Origin of the sequence: Pseudomonas fluorescens, from assembly GCF_902497995.1 — a bacterium.
GTDB classification, from domain to species: domain Bacteria; phylum Pseudomonadota; class Gammaproteobacteria; order Pseudomonadales; family Pseudomonadaceae; genus Aquipseudomonas; species Aquipseudomonas fluorescens_BK.
Map to the genome: position 1 here is coordinate 86,507 of NZ_CABVII010000004.1, position 17,060 is coordinate 103,566.

At 53.8% G+C, this 17,060-nt stretch carries 20 protein-coding genes and 1 pseudogene; 10 read left to right on the plus strand and 11 right to left on the minus strand.

Translation table 11 applies throughout. From position 1 onward, the window contains the following. The first annotated feature begins 45 nt into the window (after positions 1 to 45). From F8N80_RS06080 to F8N80_RS06090, 3 genes are all read left to right on the plus strand, one after another. The gene (locus F8N80_RS06080) at positions 46 to 834 is read left to right on the plus strand and encodes an SDR family NAD(P)-dependent oxidoreductase (RefSeq protein WP_150783459.1); all 789 of its coding nucleotides are present in this window, start codon (positions 46 to 48) and stop codon (positions 832 to 834) included. 96 nt (positions 835 to 930) lie between these two features. After that, complete coding sequence (locus tag F8N80_RS06085) at positions 931 to 1,800, plus strand: alpha/beta fold hydrolase (protein ID WP_150783460.1); 870 nt, start codon at positions 931 to 933, stop codon at positions 1,798 to 1,800. Positions 1,801 to 1,845: 45 nt separating this feature from the next. Next, on the plus strand, positions 1,846 to 2,844 hold the full coding sequence (locus F8N80_RS06090) for an NADP-dependent oxidoreductase (protein WP_150783461.1): 999 nt from the start codon (positions 1,846 to 1,848) through the stop codon (positions 2,842 to 2,844). Positions 2,845 to 3,056: 212 nt separating this feature from the next. Here the strand turns inward: F8N80_RS06090 and F8N80_RS06095 are convergent, their stop codons facing one another. Further along, entirely contained in the window at positions 3,057 to 3,797 is a 741-nt protein-coding gene (locus F8N80_RS06095; protein ID WP_150783462.1) for a GntR family transcriptional regulator, read from the minus strand. A gap of 116 nt (positions 3,798 to 3,913) precedes the next feature. Between F8N80_RS06095 and F8N80_RS06100 the strand changes: the two genes are divergently transcribed. Then, the gene (locus F8N80_RS06100; protein ID WP_150783463.1) at positions 3,914 to 5,269 is read left to right on the plus strand and encodes a class-II fumarase/aspartase family protein; all 1,356 of its coding nucleotides are present in this window, start codon (positions 3,914 to 3,916) and stop codon (positions 5,267 to 5,269) included. Positions 5,270 to 5,340: 71 nt separating this feature from the next. Further along, positions 5,341 to 6,642, plus strand: a pseudogene (dctA, locus tag F8N80_RS06105) (C4-dicarboxylate transporter DctA). 100 nt (positions 6,643 to 6,742) lie between these two features. On the opposite strand, the gene F8N80_RS06110 reads toward dctA, so the two are convergent. The 6 genes from F8N80_RS06110 to F8N80_RS06135 form a co-directional block, all read right to left on the minus strand. Further along, the gene (locus tag F8N80_RS06110; protein WP_150783464.1) at positions 6,743 to 7,108 is read right to left on the minus strand and encodes a histone-like nucleoid-structuring protein, MvaT/MvaU family; all 366 of its coding nucleotides are present in this window, start codon (positions 7,106 to 7,108) and stop codon (positions 6,743 to 6,745) included. 162 nt (positions 7,109 to 7,270) lie between these two features. Next, positions 7,271 to 8,170, minus strand: a complete 900-nt coding sequence (gene yddG / locus F8N80_RS06115) for an aromatic amino acid DMT transporter YddG (RefSeq protein ID WP_150783465.1) — start codon at positions 8,168 to 8,170, stop codon at positions 7,271 to 7,273. Positions 8,171 to 8,327: 157 nt separating this feature from the next. Next, complete coding sequence (locus tag F8N80_RS06120; protein ID WP_150783466.1) at positions 8,328 to 8,576, minus strand: type II toxin-antitoxin system PrlF family antitoxin; 249 nt, start codon at positions 8,574 to 8,576, stop codon at positions 8,328 to 8,330. A 239-nt stretch (positions 8,577 to 8,815) separates the two neighbouring features. Next, positions 8,816 to 9,313: a 3'-5' exoribonuclease domain-containing protein gene (locus F8N80_RS06125; RefSeq protein ID WP_150783467.1), complete on the minus strand. Its 498-nt coding sequence runs from the start codon at positions 9,311 to 9,313 to the stop codon at positions 8,816 to 8,818. A gap of 60 nt (positions 9,314 to 9,373) precedes the next feature. Then, positions 9,374 to 10,654: a translesion error-prone DNA polymerase V subunit UmuC gene (umuC, locus tag F8N80_RS06130; protein ID WP_150783572.1), complete on the minus strand. Its 1,281-nt coding sequence runs from the start codon at positions 10,652 to 10,654 to the stop codon at positions 9,374 to 9,376. Beyond that, positions 10,641 to 11,075, minus strand: a complete 435-nt coding sequence (locus tag F8N80_RS06135) for a LexA family protein (RefSeq protein WP_150783468.1) — start codon at positions 11,073 to 11,075, stop codon at positions 10,641 to 10,643. Before F8N80_RS06135 ends, umuC begins: the two co-directional genes overlap by 14 nt. A 409-nt stretch (positions 11,076 to 11,484) precedes the next feature. Here F8N80_RS06135 and F8N80_RS06140 point away from each other — a divergent pair, with 409 nt between their 5' ends. From F8N80_RS06140 to F8N80_RS06150, 3 genes are all read left to right on the plus strand, one after another. After that, entirely contained in the window at positions 11,485 to 11,892 is a 408-nt protein-coding gene (locus tag F8N80_RS06140) for a hypothetical protein (RefSeq protein WP_150779205.1), read from the plus strand. Continuing rightward, on the plus strand, positions 11,889 to 12,107 hold the full coding sequence (locus tag F8N80_RS06145) for a TA system antitoxin ParD family protein (RefSeq protein ID WP_150779206.1): 219 nt from the start codon (positions 11,889 to 11,891) through the stop codon (positions 12,105 to 12,107). The genes F8N80_RS06140 and F8N80_RS06145 overlap by 4 nt, the downstream gene beginning before the upstream one ends. A 333-nt stretch (positions 12,108 to 12,440) precedes the next feature. Continuing rightward, on the plus strand, positions 12,441 to 12,740 hold the full coding sequence (locus tag F8N80_RS06150) for a hypothetical protein (protein WP_053154059.1): 300 nt from the start codon (positions 12,441 to 12,443) through the stop codon (positions 12,738 to 12,740). Positions 12,741 to 13,510: 770 nt separating this feature from the next. Here the strand turns inward: F8N80_RS06150 and F8N80_RS06165 are convergent. Genes F8N80_RS06165 through F8N80_RS06175 form a run of 3 tightly spaced genes read right to left on the minus strand, consistent with a single transcriptional unit; the run spans position 13,511 to position 15,097 of the window. Then, entirely contained in the window at positions 13,511 to 13,915 is a 405-nt protein-coding gene (locus F8N80_RS06165) for a DUF6957 family protein (protein ID WP_150783470.1), read from the minus strand. Positions 13,916 to 13,922: 7 nt separating this feature from the next. Beyond that, positions 13,923 to 14,315: a hypothetical protein gene (locus F8N80_RS06170; RefSeq protein WP_150783471.1), complete on the minus strand. Its 393-nt coding sequence runs from the start codon at positions 14,313 to 14,315 to the stop codon at positions 13,923 to 13,925. A 44-nt stretch (positions 14,316 to 14,359) separates the two neighbouring features. Continuing rightward, entirely contained in the window at positions 14,360 to 15,097 is a 738-nt protein-coding gene (locus F8N80_RS06175) for a metallophosphoesterase (protein ID WP_150783472.1), read from the minus strand. Positions 15,098 to 15,291: 194 nt separating this feature from the next. On the opposite strand from F8N80_RS06175, the gene F8N80_RS06180 reads away from it, so the two are divergent. Together F8N80_RS06180 and F8N80_RS06185 are read left to right on the plus strand one after the other, a co-directional pair. Continuing rightward, positions 15,292 to 15,768 (plus strand): helix-turn-helix domain-containing protein, encoded by a 477-nt coding sequence (locus F8N80_RS06180; protein WP_224790654.1) that lies wholly within the window; start codon positions 15,292 to 15,294, stop codon positions 15,766 to 15,768. A gap of 221 nt (positions 15,769 to 15,989) precedes the next feature. Further along, positions 15,990 to 16,358: an endonuclease gene (locus F8N80_RS06185; RefSeq protein WP_263596948.1), complete on the plus strand. Its 369-nt coding sequence runs from the start codon at positions 15,990 to 15,992 to the stop codon at positions 16,356 to 16,358. A 125-nt stretch (positions 16,359 to 16,483) separates the two neighbouring features. Here the strand turns inward: F8N80_RS06185 and F8N80_RS06190 are convergent, their stop codons facing one another. Further along, a complete protein-coding gene (locus tag F8N80_RS06190; RefSeq protein WP_150743644.1) occupies positions 16,484 to 16,849 on the minus strand; it encodes an SPOR domain-containing protein in 366 nt (121 codons plus the stop codon). Positions 16,850 to 17,060: the final 211 nt, after the last annotated feature.

Sequence of the window (17,060 nt, forward strand, 5' to 3'; positions counted from 1 at the left end):
CCGCGCATGACTCGCCTGTCGATATCCCAAACTGAGGATCAATTCATGAGCATCCCTGCCACCGTTCTCATTACCGGCGCCTCCACTGGCATCGGCGCCACCTATGCCGAGCGCTTTGCACAGCGCGGGCACGACCTCGTACTGGTTGCCCGCGACAGAGGGCGGCTGGATGCACTTGCAGCCCGGCTGCGTGAGAAACACAACGTCGCCATCGATGTTCTCCAGGCTGACCTGACCCAAATCAGCGACTTGACCACGGTCGAGGCTCGCCTGCGCGACGACGCCAGTATCGGCATCCTGGTGAACAATGCCGGCGCCGCACAATCGGGCAGCTTTATCGAACTATCCACCGACAGCGTTGCTCAGTTGGTCACGCTCAACACTACCGCACTGGTACGGCTTGCCAGCGCCATCGCCCCACGCCTGGCACAAGCCGGGGACGGAGCGATTATCAACATAGGCTCGGTCGTGGGCCTGGCACCAGAGTTCGGGATGACGGTCTACGGCGCGACCAAGGCGTTTGTGCTGTTTCTATCACAAGGTATGAGCCTGGAACTGTCGCCCAAAGGCGTCTACGTGCAAGCCGTTCTGCCGGCAGCCACTCGCACCGAAATCTGGGAGCGAGCGGGCATCGACATAAATACCCTCAGTGACATCATGGAAGTGGGTGATCTGGTCGATGCGGCCCTGGTGGGTTTCGATCGTCGCGAGCCCGTGACCATCCCCCCCTTGCAGGACGCCGCCCGTTGGGATGCCTTGCAGGCCGCACGCCAGGGCTTGCTGTCAGAGATCAGGCAATCCGATGTCGCCGAGCGCTATCAAGCCAAGGCTTAATCATCGTGCAGCAGGCGCTGGTGTGCAGCACTCGATTTAAAAGCGCCTGCAACACAGTCTCACTTGCAGCTTTTCGAACCGCATCACGGGGCCAACATGAATATTCAAGACACAACACCTCATCCCGGATCACGCACGCAGTTCGTCAATGCAGCGAACCAATGGATCAAGGTTGAAGGAACAGCGTTCGCTTACCGTGACATAGGCCCCAAGGGTAAGTTGCCGCTCGTTCTGCTTAACCATTGGGGCGCAGTGCTGGACAACTTCGACCCACGGATCATGGATGGGCTCGCAAGCACCCGGCGCATCATCGCCACTGACTATCGGGGTATCGGCGCCTCAGATGGCACCGCCCCTGCGACGGTCAGTGAAATGGCAAACGATGCCATCGCTGTGATTCGTGCGCTGGGTTTCGACAAGGTCGACCTGCTGGGTTTTTCACTTGGAGGGTTCGTGGCCCAGGAAATTGCCCTGAGCGCCCCTGACCTGGTGCGCAGACTGATTCTGACCGGCACCGGGCCTGCTGGCGGAACTGGCATCGACAAGGTCTGGTCAGTGTCATGGCCATTGATGCTTAAAGGTTTGCTGACGTTGCGCGATCCGAAGACCTACCTGTTCTTCACCTCGACGGTCAATGGCCGGCGAGCCGCCAAGGATTTTCTGAATCGCCTGAAGGAGCGCAGGAAAGATCGCGACAAAAATCCAACGCCAAGCGCTTTTTTGCGCCAGTTGAAAGCCATTCACGCATGGGGCAGACAACCCCCACAAAATCTCAGTCGCATACAGATACCGACGCTGATCGCCAACGGTGACCACGACATCATGGTGCCCACGGTGAACTCTGCTGACTTGGCGAACCGGATCCCGAATTCACACCTGATCATTTACGAAGACGCAGGGCATGGCGGAATTTTCCAACATCATGCCGACTTCGTGGCCAAGGCAACGGTATTCCTGGATGCCTGAGCGTGTTCAACCAGTCCCATTTGAAACTATGAGAGTTGAATCAACATGAAGGCATTTCTAATCGACCGTTATGGCAAGAATAATGGACGTGTAGGCGAGGTGCCCGCCCCTGAAGTGGGTGCACATGACGTCCTGGTTCAAGTGCATGCCACAAGTGTCAACGTGCTTGATTCAAAGATCAGTACAGGCGAATTCAAACTGATCTTGCCGTTCTCATTTCCGTTGATATTGGGCAATGATTTGGCTGGAGTGGTGGTTGGCGTGGGCTCAGCCGTGCGGCGCTTCAAGCCAGGTGACGAAGTCTACGCGCGCCCTCCTCAAGAGCGCATAGGCACGTTCGCCGAGCTGATTGCGGTGGAAGAAAATGCACTCGCGTTGAAACCCAAAAATATCAGCATGGAAGAAGCGGCTTCCCTCCCCCTGGTCGCTCTGACGGCCTGGCAGGTGTTGGTTGAAACAGCCAGGTTGAAAAAAGGCCAGAAGATCTTTATCCACGCCGGATCCGGCGGCGTTGGCAGCATCGCCATCCAGCTCGCCAAGCATCTGGGGGCCTTCGTTGCGACAACCACCAGCACAACCAATGTTGAATGGGTTAAAGCGCTGGGAGCCGACGTTGTCATCGACTACAAGAAGCAAAACTTCGAAAGCGTTTTGCAGGACTACGACGTCGTATGGAACAGCTTGGGCGCTGATGAACTCGAAAAGTCGCTCACCATTCTGAAGCCTGGGGGGCAGCTCATTTCCATCTCGGGGCCGCCAACGCCGCTGTTCGCTGAAGAGCAAAAGCTGTTTTGGGGATTAGGTTTGGTGATGCGTTTATTGAGCAGCAGTACCCGCAGAAAAGCTCGCAAGCGGAACGTCAGGTATGCTTTCGTTTTTATGCGTGCGAGTGGTGCTCAACTGGGTGAAATCACTGCTCTCATCGAGTCCGGCATTATCAAACCGGTGATCGACCGATCCTTCCCTTTCGAGTCGACAGCCGAGGCGTTGAGCTATGTCGAACAAGGTCGATCCAAAGGTAAGGTAATCATTAAGCTCAAGTGAAATTCGAGAGCGTTGCCGACGGCTTAACCGGGTTGAAAGCTGAGCAAGAAAAGTTTCCTTCTCTGGCCCTTTTGTACTCATACCAAAATCACTTGGTCAGCCAATACTCGATGACAGCGGGGCCACATCAACCATCGCTCATGAGAGCAGGTACGCGGTAAGTCGCCCCTCATAAAAATGTAATCTCAGATTTTGCGGCCAAAATCTGCCTTTTACGTGGGCAGACTCCTTTCTCTCCTCATCTGTGAAACCAAGGTAAATCTATCCTGAGGATGGGTGGTTTCCGACACCACCATCACAGCCCCCTCCTCGTCACGATACTGGCGAAGAATATTTAAACCTGGTGAACCGGCTTCAGCATTGAGGCTCTTCGAAATCTCCGGTGACAGTAGTACCGCACGTACCTGTTGATCCACTACATCGATGTGTCGACCAAAGTGCTTCTCAATCAACGCGGCTATCAGCTCGTCTGGATGCTGCTCGGCCAACTCGATGACTTCAGAGTAAATGTCTTGGGCATACACGTCAGTCCAGCAAAGCGGCGCACGCAGGTTCTCTTGGTCGACCCGAATGCTAGATACGCAAAAGTAATGTTCGCCGGGTTCCAGCCCCAACCGTTTCGCCAGCGCGATATCGGCCACGAAGTGCTGCACGCTCTGAATACTGCGCACTTGGGTTTCAGCCAAATGAACCAAGTCTGATACCGAAGCCAGCGACTGCGAATAGCCGCCCTTGGGTGTGACGGACTCAACCCGGGTACCCACCCGTTTGCGCCGTGACACCAGCCCTTGGTTTTGCAATTGGGTGATGGCGGCACGAACCGTATGTCGGCTCACGTCATACAGCTCGCACAGCTCGAACTCTGTGGGCAGCAACGTCCCGACCGGGAATTTCCCGCTGGAAATCCCTTCCATCAAGTCTTTTGCAACGACCGCATAGCGCGTCTGGTTCATACCTTTCATCAGTCCCGAGCGTTTACCGAGTTGACAGTGTATCAGTGAGCACGTAAGAATTATGTACGGACATATTAAATATGTCCGATCAATAACAAACATATCAGGATTACCTCATGTCCAGCACCGTCTTCGACTCCGCCCTCTTTCGCGACATGTTCGGCACCGCCGAGATGCGCGGTGTGTTTTCCGACAAAGCCCTGATCGAACGCTACATCGAAGTGGAAGTGGCGCTGGCTCGCGCCGAAGCACGCTGTGGCGTAATTCCGAATGAGGCCGCCGAGCAGATCGCTGAACTGGCCACCTACGCTTCCCTCGATATGACGCTGATGCAGCACGAAACCGAAATCGTCGGTTATCCGATCCTGCCGCTGGTTGAACAGCTCTCAAAAATCTGTGGCGAAGCAGGTCGCTACCTTCACTGGGGTGCTACCACCCAGGACATCATGGACACAGCCGTGGTGTTGCAAGTGCGTGCAGCGTTGGCATTGGTCGAGCGAGACATTCAGGCTGTTCGCGGCTTGCTGGCCGATCTTGCCAAACGCTACCGCGATACTCCGATGGCAGGTCGTACTCACCTCCAACACGCGCTGCCGATCACCTTCGGCTACAAATGTGCTGTGTGGCTGAGCATGTTCGACCGTCACGCTGAACGCCTGGTTGAACTGCGTCCACGGGTTGAAATCGGTCAATTCGCCGGCGCGGCCGGCACCCTGGCATCGCTGGGCGACAAGGGTCTGGAAGTCCAGGAAGCCCTGATGGCGGAACTGGGTCTGGGCGTTCCGCAAGCTACTTGGCATGTCGCGCGTGACGGCCTGGCCGAAACCCTGAACTTCCTCGGACTGGTCACCGGCTCTCTAGGCAAAGTCGCCCTGGACGTCATGATGATGATGACCAGTGAGTTGGGCGAAGTGTACGAACCCTTCGTCAAAGGTCGTGGTGCGAGCAGCACGATGCCGCAGAAACGCAACCCGATCTCCTGTGAATTGATGTATGCCGCAGCCAAAGGTGTGCGTCAGCACGCAGGCCTGATGCTTGATGCAATGATTCAGGACTTCGAACGCTCCACCGGCCCTTGGCAGGCCGAATGGATCGCCATTCCTGAAGCGTTCGCCTTGAGCGCGGCATCCCTCGGCCAGGCGAAGTTCATGCTCGCCGGCCTGGAAGTCCGCACTGAGCGTATGCGCAAAAACCTCGACATGACCCAAGGTCTGATTGTGGCTGAAGCCGTGATGATGGGCCTGGCCCCAGCGCTCGGACGCCAAGTAGCGCACGACGTGGTGTATGCCGCCTGCCGCATGGCGAACGATGAAGGCACCAGTTTGCTCGATGCGTTGCTCGCTCAGGGCGAAGCCACCGCACAACTGGATATCGAGGAACTCAAGCGCCTGACCGACCCGTCTAACTATCTGGGTCTTGCGCCGCAGATGGTCGATATCGCCCTCGCTCGTGAGGGTAGCGTCAAACGCTGATTGTTTCGGGGCTCGGCAGCATCGAGCCCCTCTGCCTACCGCTCGCAAATAACAACAACGAGACTGCAGACATGACCACTATCAACAAAAAACCGTTCTACAAAGACCTGACCTTTCAGGTCATTGCCGCCATGGTGCTGGGTATTGCCTTCGGCTTCATGGCTCCGGAACTGGCGGCCAAGTTCAAGATTCTCGGCGACATCTTCCTCAAGCTGATCAAAACTGCCGTAGCTCCTTTGGTGTTTTTCACCGTCGTCCATGGCATCGCCTCGGCGGGCGATATCAAGCGGGTTGGTAAGGTCGGCTTGCGCGCGCTGATCTATTTCGAAATCGTTTCCACCATTGCCTTGGCCATCGGTCTGCTGTGGGGCAATCTGCTGAACATCGGCTCGGGCATGCACGATGCTCATCCGAGCAGCGCCACCGCAGCGGCAGCCAGTGCGGCGGTTGCCAAAGGCCACGCGCCTGCATCGACGATGGATTTCATCTACGGGATTTTCCCGGACAACTTCGTCGGTGCCTTCGCTGGCGGACAGTTGCTGCAAGTGCTGGTGATCTCGGTACTGTTCGGTTTCGCCCTGTTGGCCCTAAAGCCAGAGCGTCGTAGCGTAATCGAGGACGGCTTGAGCCGAGTTTCCGAATGCTTCTTCGAGTTCATCAACCTGATCATGAAGTTTGCACCGCTCGGCGCCTTCGGCTCGGTGGCCTACGCCGTCGGCAGTAACGGCACCGCCGTGCTGATGTCACTGGCCAACCTGGTGCTGATGTTCTACGTCTGTGTCGCATTCTTCATCTTCGTGGTGCTGGGCGCGGTCTGCCGTATTTCAGGCTTCAGCCTGTGGCGATTCCTCAAGTACATCAAAGATGAGATTTTCATTGTGCTCGGTACTGCTTCCTCGGAAAGCGCCCTGCCACGCCTGCTGCAGAAACTGGAGAAATTCGGTTGCTCCAAGCAGAGCGTCGGCCTGGTGTTGCCTACCGGCTATGCCTTCAACCTCGATGGCACCTCGATCTACATGTCGCTGTGCGTGCTGTTCATCGCCAATGCCTACGGCGTACCGATGAGCTGGGAGCAACAACTAGGCACCATCGCCATCATGCTAGTGACCTCCAAAGGTGCGGCAGCGGTTTCCGGTGGCAGCTTCGTGGTGTTCGCCGCCACGGTGACAGCAATTGGCGTGCTGCCTGTGGAAGGCCTGGCGCTGCTGTTCGGGGTATACCGCTTCATGTCCATGGCCATCGCCACCTGCAACACCATCGGCAATAGCGTGGCAACGGTAGTGGTATAGAAATGGTCAGGAGAGTTTACCGAGCAGACTGCGAAGGCTGAATACAGCCGAGTATTCGGGCGGAATCCGGAAGCGGCGCTTTAACGGTTCTAAGGTGGTAACTGGAAATGCCAACTCCCTCAGACTGACTATAAATAGATAACAAAAAAGGCCCTGATGGGCCTTTTCTTGTACTCAAACCAAATCACTTGGTCAGCCAAGACTCAACAGTCGCGGAACCGTGCGCTGCTTTCCACTCCTTCAGAGTCTTGTGGTTGCCGCCTTTGGTTTCGACGACTTCGCCAGTGTGAGGGTTTTTATAGACCTTAACCTGGCGAGGCTTCCGAGTGCTGGCTTGAGGCTCAGCGACTGGTGCACGACGACCAGACTTCGGATCAAGCAGGTTGATCACGTCTTTCAGGCTGTAGCTGTAATCACCCAGCAGGGCGCGTAGCTTGGTCTCGAATTCGATTTCCTTCTTGAGGCCTACATCGCCTTTCAGCGCTTCGAGAGCCTGGAGCTGTTCGGCAAGGTGCTTTTCCAGTTGGCGAAATTCTGCGAGCTTGGACATGGTCGTTCTCTAGGTAGTTAGTCGCCTAACAATACACCAAAAACTGTAATTTGAATTGAACGTAAATGCCCCGCACGCCGCACCCTTTAATCATCAAATTGAATCAAAGAACTGCTGCAAGTTTTCCGTTGCTAAGAGGCGCAGATTCTCATAAATCGGCGCTCAAGTTGAATGAGTAGGTTGTCGGGTTGCTAGCCAGCAGACAAGTGAGCCCACGGTAACAAGCACTGCTCCCTGCCAAAACTGCGCATTCAAATGGGCTCCCAACCATACAGCAGCAAAAGCCGAAGAAAGCACTGGGGCGGAGTAAGAAGCGGTAGCCAATAATGTGAGATTCCCCCGCAAGATGCCAACGTTCCACAGCGCATAGCCGCCGGCCATTGCAACACCGGCAGCGACCAGTTGAAGGCTGCTGCCCAGGGTGAACGCGGGAATTACCTCGCTGCTGAAAGCGTGCTTCAACCAGAGCACGCATGCAGTCAGGATAAAGAACAAGACAACAAGACTCTGCCCACCCGCATACCGTCGAGTGACATTGCAGTACAACGCAAAGGTAATCGCACACGTCAGTGCGAGGCTGTAACTGAGAGGGTTGGACTTAACGTTAGCAATGATGCTCGGCAGAGATAACCCATCGCCGCTCACCACCCACACGATGCCGAAGAGAGCCAGCGCTGTACCTGGAACGATTATCCAGCGAGCCTTTTGGCCGTTCATGATTATGGCAAGTAGGACGGTCAGACAGGGCCATAGGTAATTCACCACGCCGAGCTCGATAGCTTGGTTACGGCTACTGGCATAGCCCAGGGCTAACGATAGGCAAACCTCGTAAGCAACGAAAAGAGCGCTTCCCAGGATCAGATAAAACTTTGGCGTCGAGCGCAGACGCGGTCGCCCAAGAAATCCCACCAGCATGATTGCGCCCAATGAGTAGATCATTGCAGCGCCACCCAAAGGGCCGAAGATTTCGCTGACGCTCCTGATAAGCCCGGCGGCGGTGCTCCACAAAACAATCGCCACTAAACCACAAGCCGTGGCGGCCCTCTCACCTCCGATCTGCATCTTCCCCTCTCGCCCAAAAAATGGGGAGTCTACTGGATTGAGCAACGCCCCAGCAGCGAGATGAGGGTCGAAGTACTCAAGCTGAAAATCTCGGCACGGGATAGTGGATAAAGATCAAGGATCCCCATAGAGGTGAGCCCGGGTTCGTTGCCCTGATTTATTCGCCCTCTGCTGAGAGCGGTGAATTGAGGTCAACTTCCACCTGACCGACTAGCGAAGTGATGCGAGAGACCAGACGCGTATCTACCGGCTGAATGCGCTCCGGGTGCGCATACATGTCAGCCGCCAACTGTTCGAGAGCTCTGGATACGGAGGGGTGAGCTTTCATCGATTCACCAAGCGCCGGCGAGATGTTGCTCTGAACGCGGTTTGCAGAGGTGATGATAGGGATAAGAGGATCATTCATGCCCCAACCTTATCTACTGTTCGACGTCGCAGCAATAGCTGGAATTTCTGCCTATTTGGATGACGGGGGTTGCTCCGATTACAGGGGCTTTTTGAGGTGAGAAATTATGGCTCAGCAATAATTATTGCTGAGCCATAATTTAGAATAATCCGGTTTTTCCACTTCCCCACCGTTGGTGAAACTCCAATCTCCAGCAGTACATCGTCCAAAATCGATCGGCCTACGTCGTGATTACGATTCTATGGTGACAAAACAAGCCTGGAGGCCAAGACCTTGAAAAGTTCTGCAAGCATTCGCGCGTCCAGCAACGCATGGTGGGGCTGATCAGACAGGTCTACCTGTTCAAGAGCTTCCGCACTCAGCTGATTGAAGAGGCTTATAAGGTTGGTTGGTTTACTCACAACCTGGACTGGCCAGGGTTGATGCTCCGCGCTAGCGAGATCACAGAAAAAATCCCAGTCCCAATGTGGCGCATCTGAGCACACCTCAAGCTCCTCAGCGGAGCCGCTTAGAAAGCTTCGAAGAGAGGCTCGGGCCTCGACAAGCGACTGACCATATCGCAGACGATCGAGCTGCGGGAGGACGTTCTGGATGACGAAATCACTGCAGTCTTCGACCGAATAGGTATCCGTCAACTCAACGTAGAACTCATCGCCTGACTCCGAAACCAGCGCTAGGGATATCAGCTTCGAATCCTTGTTTAGCTGAGTGAATTCGCAATCTAGGAATATCTTCAACGACCTAATCCTTTTCAACGATTTTTAGCGTGGCCTGTCTTCGGAGCCGTGTTCATCCCACTATTTACAGTACACCGTCCATAGCTGATCTACTCGAGTCGTGAAGCTCTGGCTCATCATCTCCCGGCGCATCCCCCAATCGGGATCGGTTGGCACACTCGCAAGATGCATCGTTCCCCTACCCCAGCGGCCATTAATGGCATCCAGCACGCCCATGACTTTCTCGGTGGCAGCCGGCTGGGAGATCGAAAAGAGATCTTCGGTGTACTCGCCCTTTTGGCAAAGGTTGACCAGGAGCACCTCGGCTTTGCTGTACCTGAAACCTGGCCGGAAGACTCGACCCACCGCTTCCACGGCGGCCTTTGTCATCAATCGCACGTCGTCAGTGGGGTATGGCAACTCCACCAGAACGCCGTTGGCGTACTTGGCTTCCTCCGGATTGAACATGCCAGTGCGTATGCTGACCCTAATCTTCTTGCACAGAGACTGTTGGGCCCGAAGCTTTTCAGTGGCCCGCATCATGTAGGTAGCAACGGCCTCTTTGATCGGCGCAATCTCGGTAAGACGCTTACCGAACATCCGACTGCAACAAATCTCTTGCTTGGGCGGATCAGGTTCATCGAGCTCAAGACACGGCGTACCCGCAAGCTCGCGCGCCGTCTTCTCTATTACTACGCTGAATTTCTTTCGCAGCATCCATGGATCGGTTTTGGAGAGATCCCAAGCAGTCTTGATGCCCATGCCTTCGAGGTGAAGCTTCATCTTGCGACCTACACCCCAGACGTCTGAGACCGAACACTTCTTAAGCACCCAGTCGCGCTTAACCTGGTCACGTAGATCAACTACACCGCCACTCTGAGCCTGCCATTTTTTGGCCGCGTGATTGGCGAGCTTGCTCAGGGTTTTCGTACCGGCAATGCCTACGCCGACCGGGATACCAGTGCTTCGATAAACCTGCGCACGAATGCGTCGACCGAGAGCCTCGAGATCGCCCGGAACACCTGCCAAATCCGCAAACGCCTCATCGATGCTGTAGACCTCAACCGCCGGCACTAACGACTCGATGACGCTCATCACCCGCTCGCTCATGTCACCGTACAACGCGTAGTTTGAAGAGAAGGCGACGATGCCGTGCTGCTTGAGCTTGTGCTTGATTTGAAAGTACGGCTCACCCATTTTCACAAACGGTTTGCTGTCCGCACTTCGAGCGATTACGCAGCCATCGTTGTTCGACAACACCACGATGGGAATCTTGGCCAAGTCAGGACGGAACACGCGCTCACAGCTCGCGTAGAAGCTGTTGCAGTCGATCAGCGCGAAGACAGGATCAGGCTTTTGGATCATGTGCACGCACGCTGAATGTCACCACCCCCCAAATAATCAGCTCATCGCCTTCGAGGATGTATCGCGGCGGATAACCCACGTTTTCGGACATCAAGATGATGTCGGCCCCACGCTTGCACAGGCGCTTACACACCGGCTCGCAGTTCACAGCCGCAATCACGATATGTCCATGCTCGGCGGTGATCGAGCGATCAACCACAGCCATATCACCATCGAATATTCCGGCTCCCTCCATGCTATGACCTTCAATGCGAACGAGGTAGATATGCGGTGCTCGGATGTCCAGGAGTTCGTCGATTGAGATGTGTTGTTCAAGGTGATCCGCAGCCGGGGATGGGAAGCCTGCCGGGACTTTGAACGAGTAAAAAGGAAGCTGAACTCCCCCTGCTGCCAACGGGCCGAGGATGGTGACGCTCATGAGACATGCCTTAATCGAAACTGTATATACATACAGTTAACGTCGAAGCGTGCTTGCGGTCAATCTCAAGCAAGGAAAATTACGACCGAAGGATTCACCGGGAGCATAATCCGCAGGTTGGCCAGAATGTCATGCGGTTTGAAACTCGACCGCTTTTCGCTGTGCAGCCGGTATTGCTGCAAGTCGCTTCTTCGCGCAAGCGGCTAGCCCTGCGGGCTGGAACTCCAATCTGGAAAGATTTTTTGCAATTCACCTACTAGTAACAGGCGATTTAGTAAGCGCGTGATAGCCTCGGTCAGTCCCGGATAGTCGTTGTAGAATTCATCAGGCAAGAAAGTGACGCAGGATAAATCCAATCTGCCGTGATGTTTAGCATGCATAAAGCTCCAGAAGACGCAGGTGGAAATTGATGAATGAATTAGAAGCCCGCGAACGCAAACGGCGTTACACGCTGTGGGATTTGGCAAGGCTGCATCCTGGATCTGATCAAGCTAAACCGCATCTGGCGATTCTTGATGACATTGAGCGCCGAGATCGAGAGGAACCGATTGGAGAGGCGTGGGCAATGTCGATTGACGAGTTGCGAGTACATGTCCCAGAAACCGAGATATTGGGGCGTGACGGACACCATTTTGTTATCGTGCTTGACGAGCACATACCAGAACCCTGGAAGAATCGATTCGAAGAAGCAAGTACCGGGTCTACCCGTTTGCGGCAGGGCTGCTATGCGAGTGACTGGCACCACTTTTTGCGGCAGTGGGCACGTGAGATGAAGCACGTCGAAGCGCACAGAACGACTACCTTGGATATTTCATGAGTACCGTCATCAAGCTCGACAGTGCCCTGGTTGAAAGTGCTCGTATTTACGCTTCAGCCGCACATCGCACAACCACCAAACAGATTGAATACTGGGCCACCATAGGCCGCATTGCAGAGCAAAACCCTGAGCTGTCATATGACTTTATCGTGGGGCTTTTGCAGGCCAGAGCCCAATTGAAGGCGGGCGACGCGAGCGAGTACACATTCCGATGAAGGTCATGCAAAACAACAATTCTGGCTCACCCATCCTTGAAAATATTTGGGCCGACTTGGGATTGCTGGCACCCGGAACCAAGCTCTATGAACTCGTCCGCGACGGACTGCCTTTTGTGTTTCTCGACCGGATAGGAAGTTATGAGAATTGAACCCTGACCGCTTTCCGTTGTGCCGCTGGCATTGCTGCAGTCGCTTGTTCGCGTAAGCGGCTAACCTTTACTGTGTAATACGCTAAATCGTGAAATGGGTAGCGGTATATTCACCAACAACAAACGATTAAGTGTGCGCATGATAGCCTCGGCTCAGACATCATTGTTCTGAGTACCCACCTTGAGCACTGCCACCGCATCCAACGATTTCAACACATTGATCAATGCACCAAAATTTTCGGACGACCCAGTTGGTCGGCGTCAAATGAAGCGCTGGCAGCTCATCGCTGATGACATCTTCAAAAGCACATCCAAAGAGGCGTTGCTTGAAGCCAGGGGCAAAGCCGAAGGCTATATCCACGGTCTTGTGGACGCTGGGCATTTGTCGACGAGAGACACTGATCGCGACTATCTCGTTTTGAGTATCGTCCAACGGCGGCGTGAGTTTTTGCAAAAGCTACTGAACGAGTACGGTTACTGAGCCAAGGCGAGATGTGAATCCGTCCGACGTAAAAAGAACTTCGTACGATAGAGTCAGTTTGGAGCGCTCCGCAGAGGTAACTCGGAGCGCCGCTGATTAAAACTTTAAAATGGATAGCAGGCGATTTCAAAGGTCTGACGGGGCGCGAGCGATGAGCCTGTCTCGAATCGACTCCCATTCCTCCATGGAAATGAGCACCGCAGTCCTGCGAGCTCCATCAACGAAAACTGGTTTGCGGGTCGTGATCACCTGGTCGAGCAATTCGTCAAAGTGAGCTATTGCCCGAGTGACTGACCATCGTTCACCTGCCATTTGCCGGCCCCTATCCCGAGTTAGTAAAGACTGGCTCTCCCACCATCATTTAGAGACGGTCGGCAGACTGAAGGAGCTTTAGAAAGCTAGCTCTCCCGAGGTCACGCCTGAAGCTAGCGATGACGTAATTACCAGCTTGAGTCTCGAGCAACCAAAACCGGCCTTCTTTTCTCGCTGACTGAATTTTACCTGTGAGGAGAATGGAACCATCCGCTCTGTGGTAAGCATCGTCATGCTTCGAATGGTCAAAGGACACCCCGAAGCATGTGTCATCTGCGATCATCGCGTCGCTGATAAAAGCTGTGATGGGTACGCTGTATTTTCGAAGACTGGCTCGCACCAAGCGCCTCATTTGAAAGTCGCTTACATCCTTACTATGAAACTCCAGCTCGATTACTTCAGCCATCCGGCCAATGCTCCAAGAAAATGACTCAATATGTATGCGCAGCGGTCATTGCTTAACCGGCCCTCATTGAAAAAGCAGCGCCAATGCTAGCTTCTTTTCTCAGTCCTGGCCCAAGGAGGAGGTAGACCGTATTGTTGGTTTCAAACACACAGCCTTCAGTGAAAGAGACACCGAAATTGCTACGAACCCACATTCGAGGCTGGAAGCGTCCTTTGCTGTCTAGGACGATTTCGTGAGCGAAAAGCGTCGCGGGAAGTAGACCAAGCCCGCTTAGCTTTTCTTTCTCATCAGGGTTAACCGTAAGGTCGATCAGGATCCACTGCCTCACCACGCAGAATGCTTTGCCTGGAAATGTCTTGGCTGCCAATGCAATCAGCTCATCTTGGGTGCCCTGCCAGCCAGGCATCTCCTCGCCTGCGCCGTAAAGGAGCTGAGAAATTTCATTTAGAGTCACCATGTGCACCTCATGTCGTTGAGTGATCGCGAATACTCGTGTAGGTCTGCCCCCCTTCAGTGACGAATTCATAGACCGGTGGTTCTTTGTCAGAACTTTTCAATCTGATGTCGGAAAGCGGTTCCATCAGACGTTCATGCTGCCGGTTCATCCAAGGCGGCGAGATGAGGTATACCCTGGTGACAGCAAGAAACTCTGAATCGCCCGAAGTGAAAATGTTTTGAACCCATTCTGCGTCACAGACGAGGCGCGCGCTTGGCCCAGGTACCCCATCGAAGAATCCAACTCCTTCCACAAAAAAGGAATATTGATTAGGGGTAAGATCAACGGACTTCCATAAAAGAAGATTTTCATCAGGCATTTTGAATGTGCCTTGTAGCTGACTCTCGTTTGTTCTGAACACTACATACTCCTGGTTTACAGACTCTATTGGGTCGCTGTTGACTTTTAAATCGTGAGCACTAGATCAGATACGAACCCCGTATCTTCAAACGGATAGCCACGCGGGTTGGAAGCGTGCGGAACGCCATCAATGGATTTTTGATAACTGACATGCGTGTGACCGTGAACCCATAGGTCTATATTGAACTTGGCAAATTCTTTCCAATCATTGACATAGGCTGCGGCCAAGTGCCCCATCTCATACTTAATTCCAGGGGCACATTCAGGTGATGGCGCATGGTGCGTTACGACAACCGTCCTGCCTTGATACTTTCTGGACAGTTCAGCGAGTAACCACTGTTTCGCAAATTCCGACCTTTCCAAGATCTCGATTGGCTTCACTCGCCGATACTGAGTTCCAGTTCTGATCTGCCTATAGTCATTCATAAATCCTTGGGCGCTATGAAGCGCAGCATTCACGTCTCCAGTTGAACCGAAATCAGTCCATCCGGTTGTACCAAGAAATCTCACTCCCTCAATGACTACATGATCGTTCTCTAGCACGTGAACGTGCGGAAGCGCCTTCTCACGCATTTTTTGGAGTGTGCGATCAAGGTGACCTTTGTAGTACTCGTGGTTTCCGGCGACGTAGATCACCGGGCAGCAAAAGTTTTTGTTTGCCCATTCCACTCCCCTGGCCAGTAGATCGATGTCCCCTGCCAACACCACAACATCTGCATCATGCGTAGCAGGCGAGAAATCCCGGAACTCGAGGTGGAGGTCTGACAGCAAGTGAATTTTCATACCCTCACCTCCTTGGTTTCGGTGTCAATTTATGGCTAATGTTTTATCGGAGTCGAAAAATAGACGAGCGTGAGCCATGCAAAATCGAAAATTCGCCTCCCTAATCGCCATAAATTTCATAAGACCAATATATACGGTCGATGAAATCGAAGCAACATGGCTTTATCCCTTCCTTTTGGGGATACAAGATGTCAATGAGGCGCGCCTTCGCTGTCACGCTGCGAGCTCTGCGTAAAGCAAAAGGCATGAGCCAGGATGAATTTTCAGAGGCTATGGGCCGTCATTACACGAGCTGGCTTGAGAACGGAAACTCGAGCGTTACGCTGGATAAGCTCGTTGCCATTGCTGCTGTTCTGAAAGTTGAACCACTCGTGATGATCGCTTTGTGTGAATCCGTTCGGGCTGGACAGCCCGTTCAGGAGACGATGAAAGGCGTGCTGACCGCGACTACCCTTCTCAGCCAGAACGGGTTGCTGGAAGCGTTCCAGAAGGAAGTCGATCGAGCTCAGAGTACAGAAGGCCTCTCCAATGAATCGCGTCAAAAACTGACTGAAGAAAAGATCGAAGCCCTTCTACAGGCGGGCTTGGATCAGAAGAATATTGCTAAAAATCTTGAGCTCAGCGCGGCCACGGTCTCCAGATATTGCAAAAGAATAAGAGAAAAGCGGTAATCCTCTGTACCCCAGACGTCCGACCGCATCCTTTTGGGAGCGATTGTGCGGTTGTGCCTTGTCCGTTGGTCGGAGAAAAATAACCCTATCGCAGCGACTGAAATGACAAAGGCAACGATACTGAAAGTAGAAACTATAAAATTGTCAATGTTGACAAAGGAATCAGTCCTGAAACGTATAGCTCGAGCCTTCCTAACCTACTGATTTTCCAGTCTGTCGGTCTGAAACACTCTTGGAGTCAACAAACGACACCATTCGATAACGTTGTGAATGGCGATCGCAGCAATTTCAGTTTCGGCTGGCTGCCGGTGCAAACCGGTCAATACGGTTCGTGCCTGACCCAGGTCGACTTCAAGGCGAAGAAGGTCATGCCCCGTCCTTCCATTCGCGGCATGATCGCCCGGACGTACTTCTACATGAGCAAGCAATACGGTTTGCGCCTGTCGAAACAGGATCGACAGCTGTACGAAGCCTGGAACAAAACCTATCCGGTGGAGGCCTGGGAACGTCAGCGCAACCAGAGCGTGGGGTGCGTGATGGGACGCGGCAACGAGTTTGTTGGCCCGGTCGACTTGAAAGCCTGCGGTTAAGCGTTCGCTGAAGTCTTTTTTGTAGCGCTGTGTAGGAGCAAGCTTGCTCGCGATGGTGGTCAACGATAACGCGTATCTTCTGAATGAACGCGTTGCCCTTGAGACCATCGCTAGCAAGCTAGCTCCTACAAGGCCACAGGGTGTTCGACGATCAGCAATTCGATGTTCTGCTTTTTCGCCCGGGTGAGTGCCGCGGCCACTTCGGCCTGTTTGGCCTCGGCCTCGGCCTTGGAGTTGAATGGCCCGAGCAGAATCCGCGTCTTGCCGTTTTCCTTGACAACGGTGGACACAAAACTGTGCTCGATCAGCCAGCCGCTGAGGTCGCTGACGGCCTGGGTTATTTCACCGCGCACCTCGAGGTCCCATTTTGGTGCAGAGGCCACCACCGGTGCGGTCGCCGCTGTTGTCTGCGGCTTTGGCACGTCAGGGCGCTTGCCCTCACCGCATCCCGCCAGTGCCAGTACCGCGAATACCAAGACCATTTTGCGCACAACGCTGCCCTCTGAATGCCTAAAGCGCAGATTTTAGCATCCATGAATACTTCCCGAGTGCCGTAAAATCGAATCAAAACAACGAGAATGATAGTTGCAGCCTCTGTATAGTTACGCCTTGGGAATTAATGCAGCATCTGCGCGTCAGAAAGAGGCACCCAAACCATGAGACTTCGCACTAATCTATATAGAACACCGACCTCTGCACTGT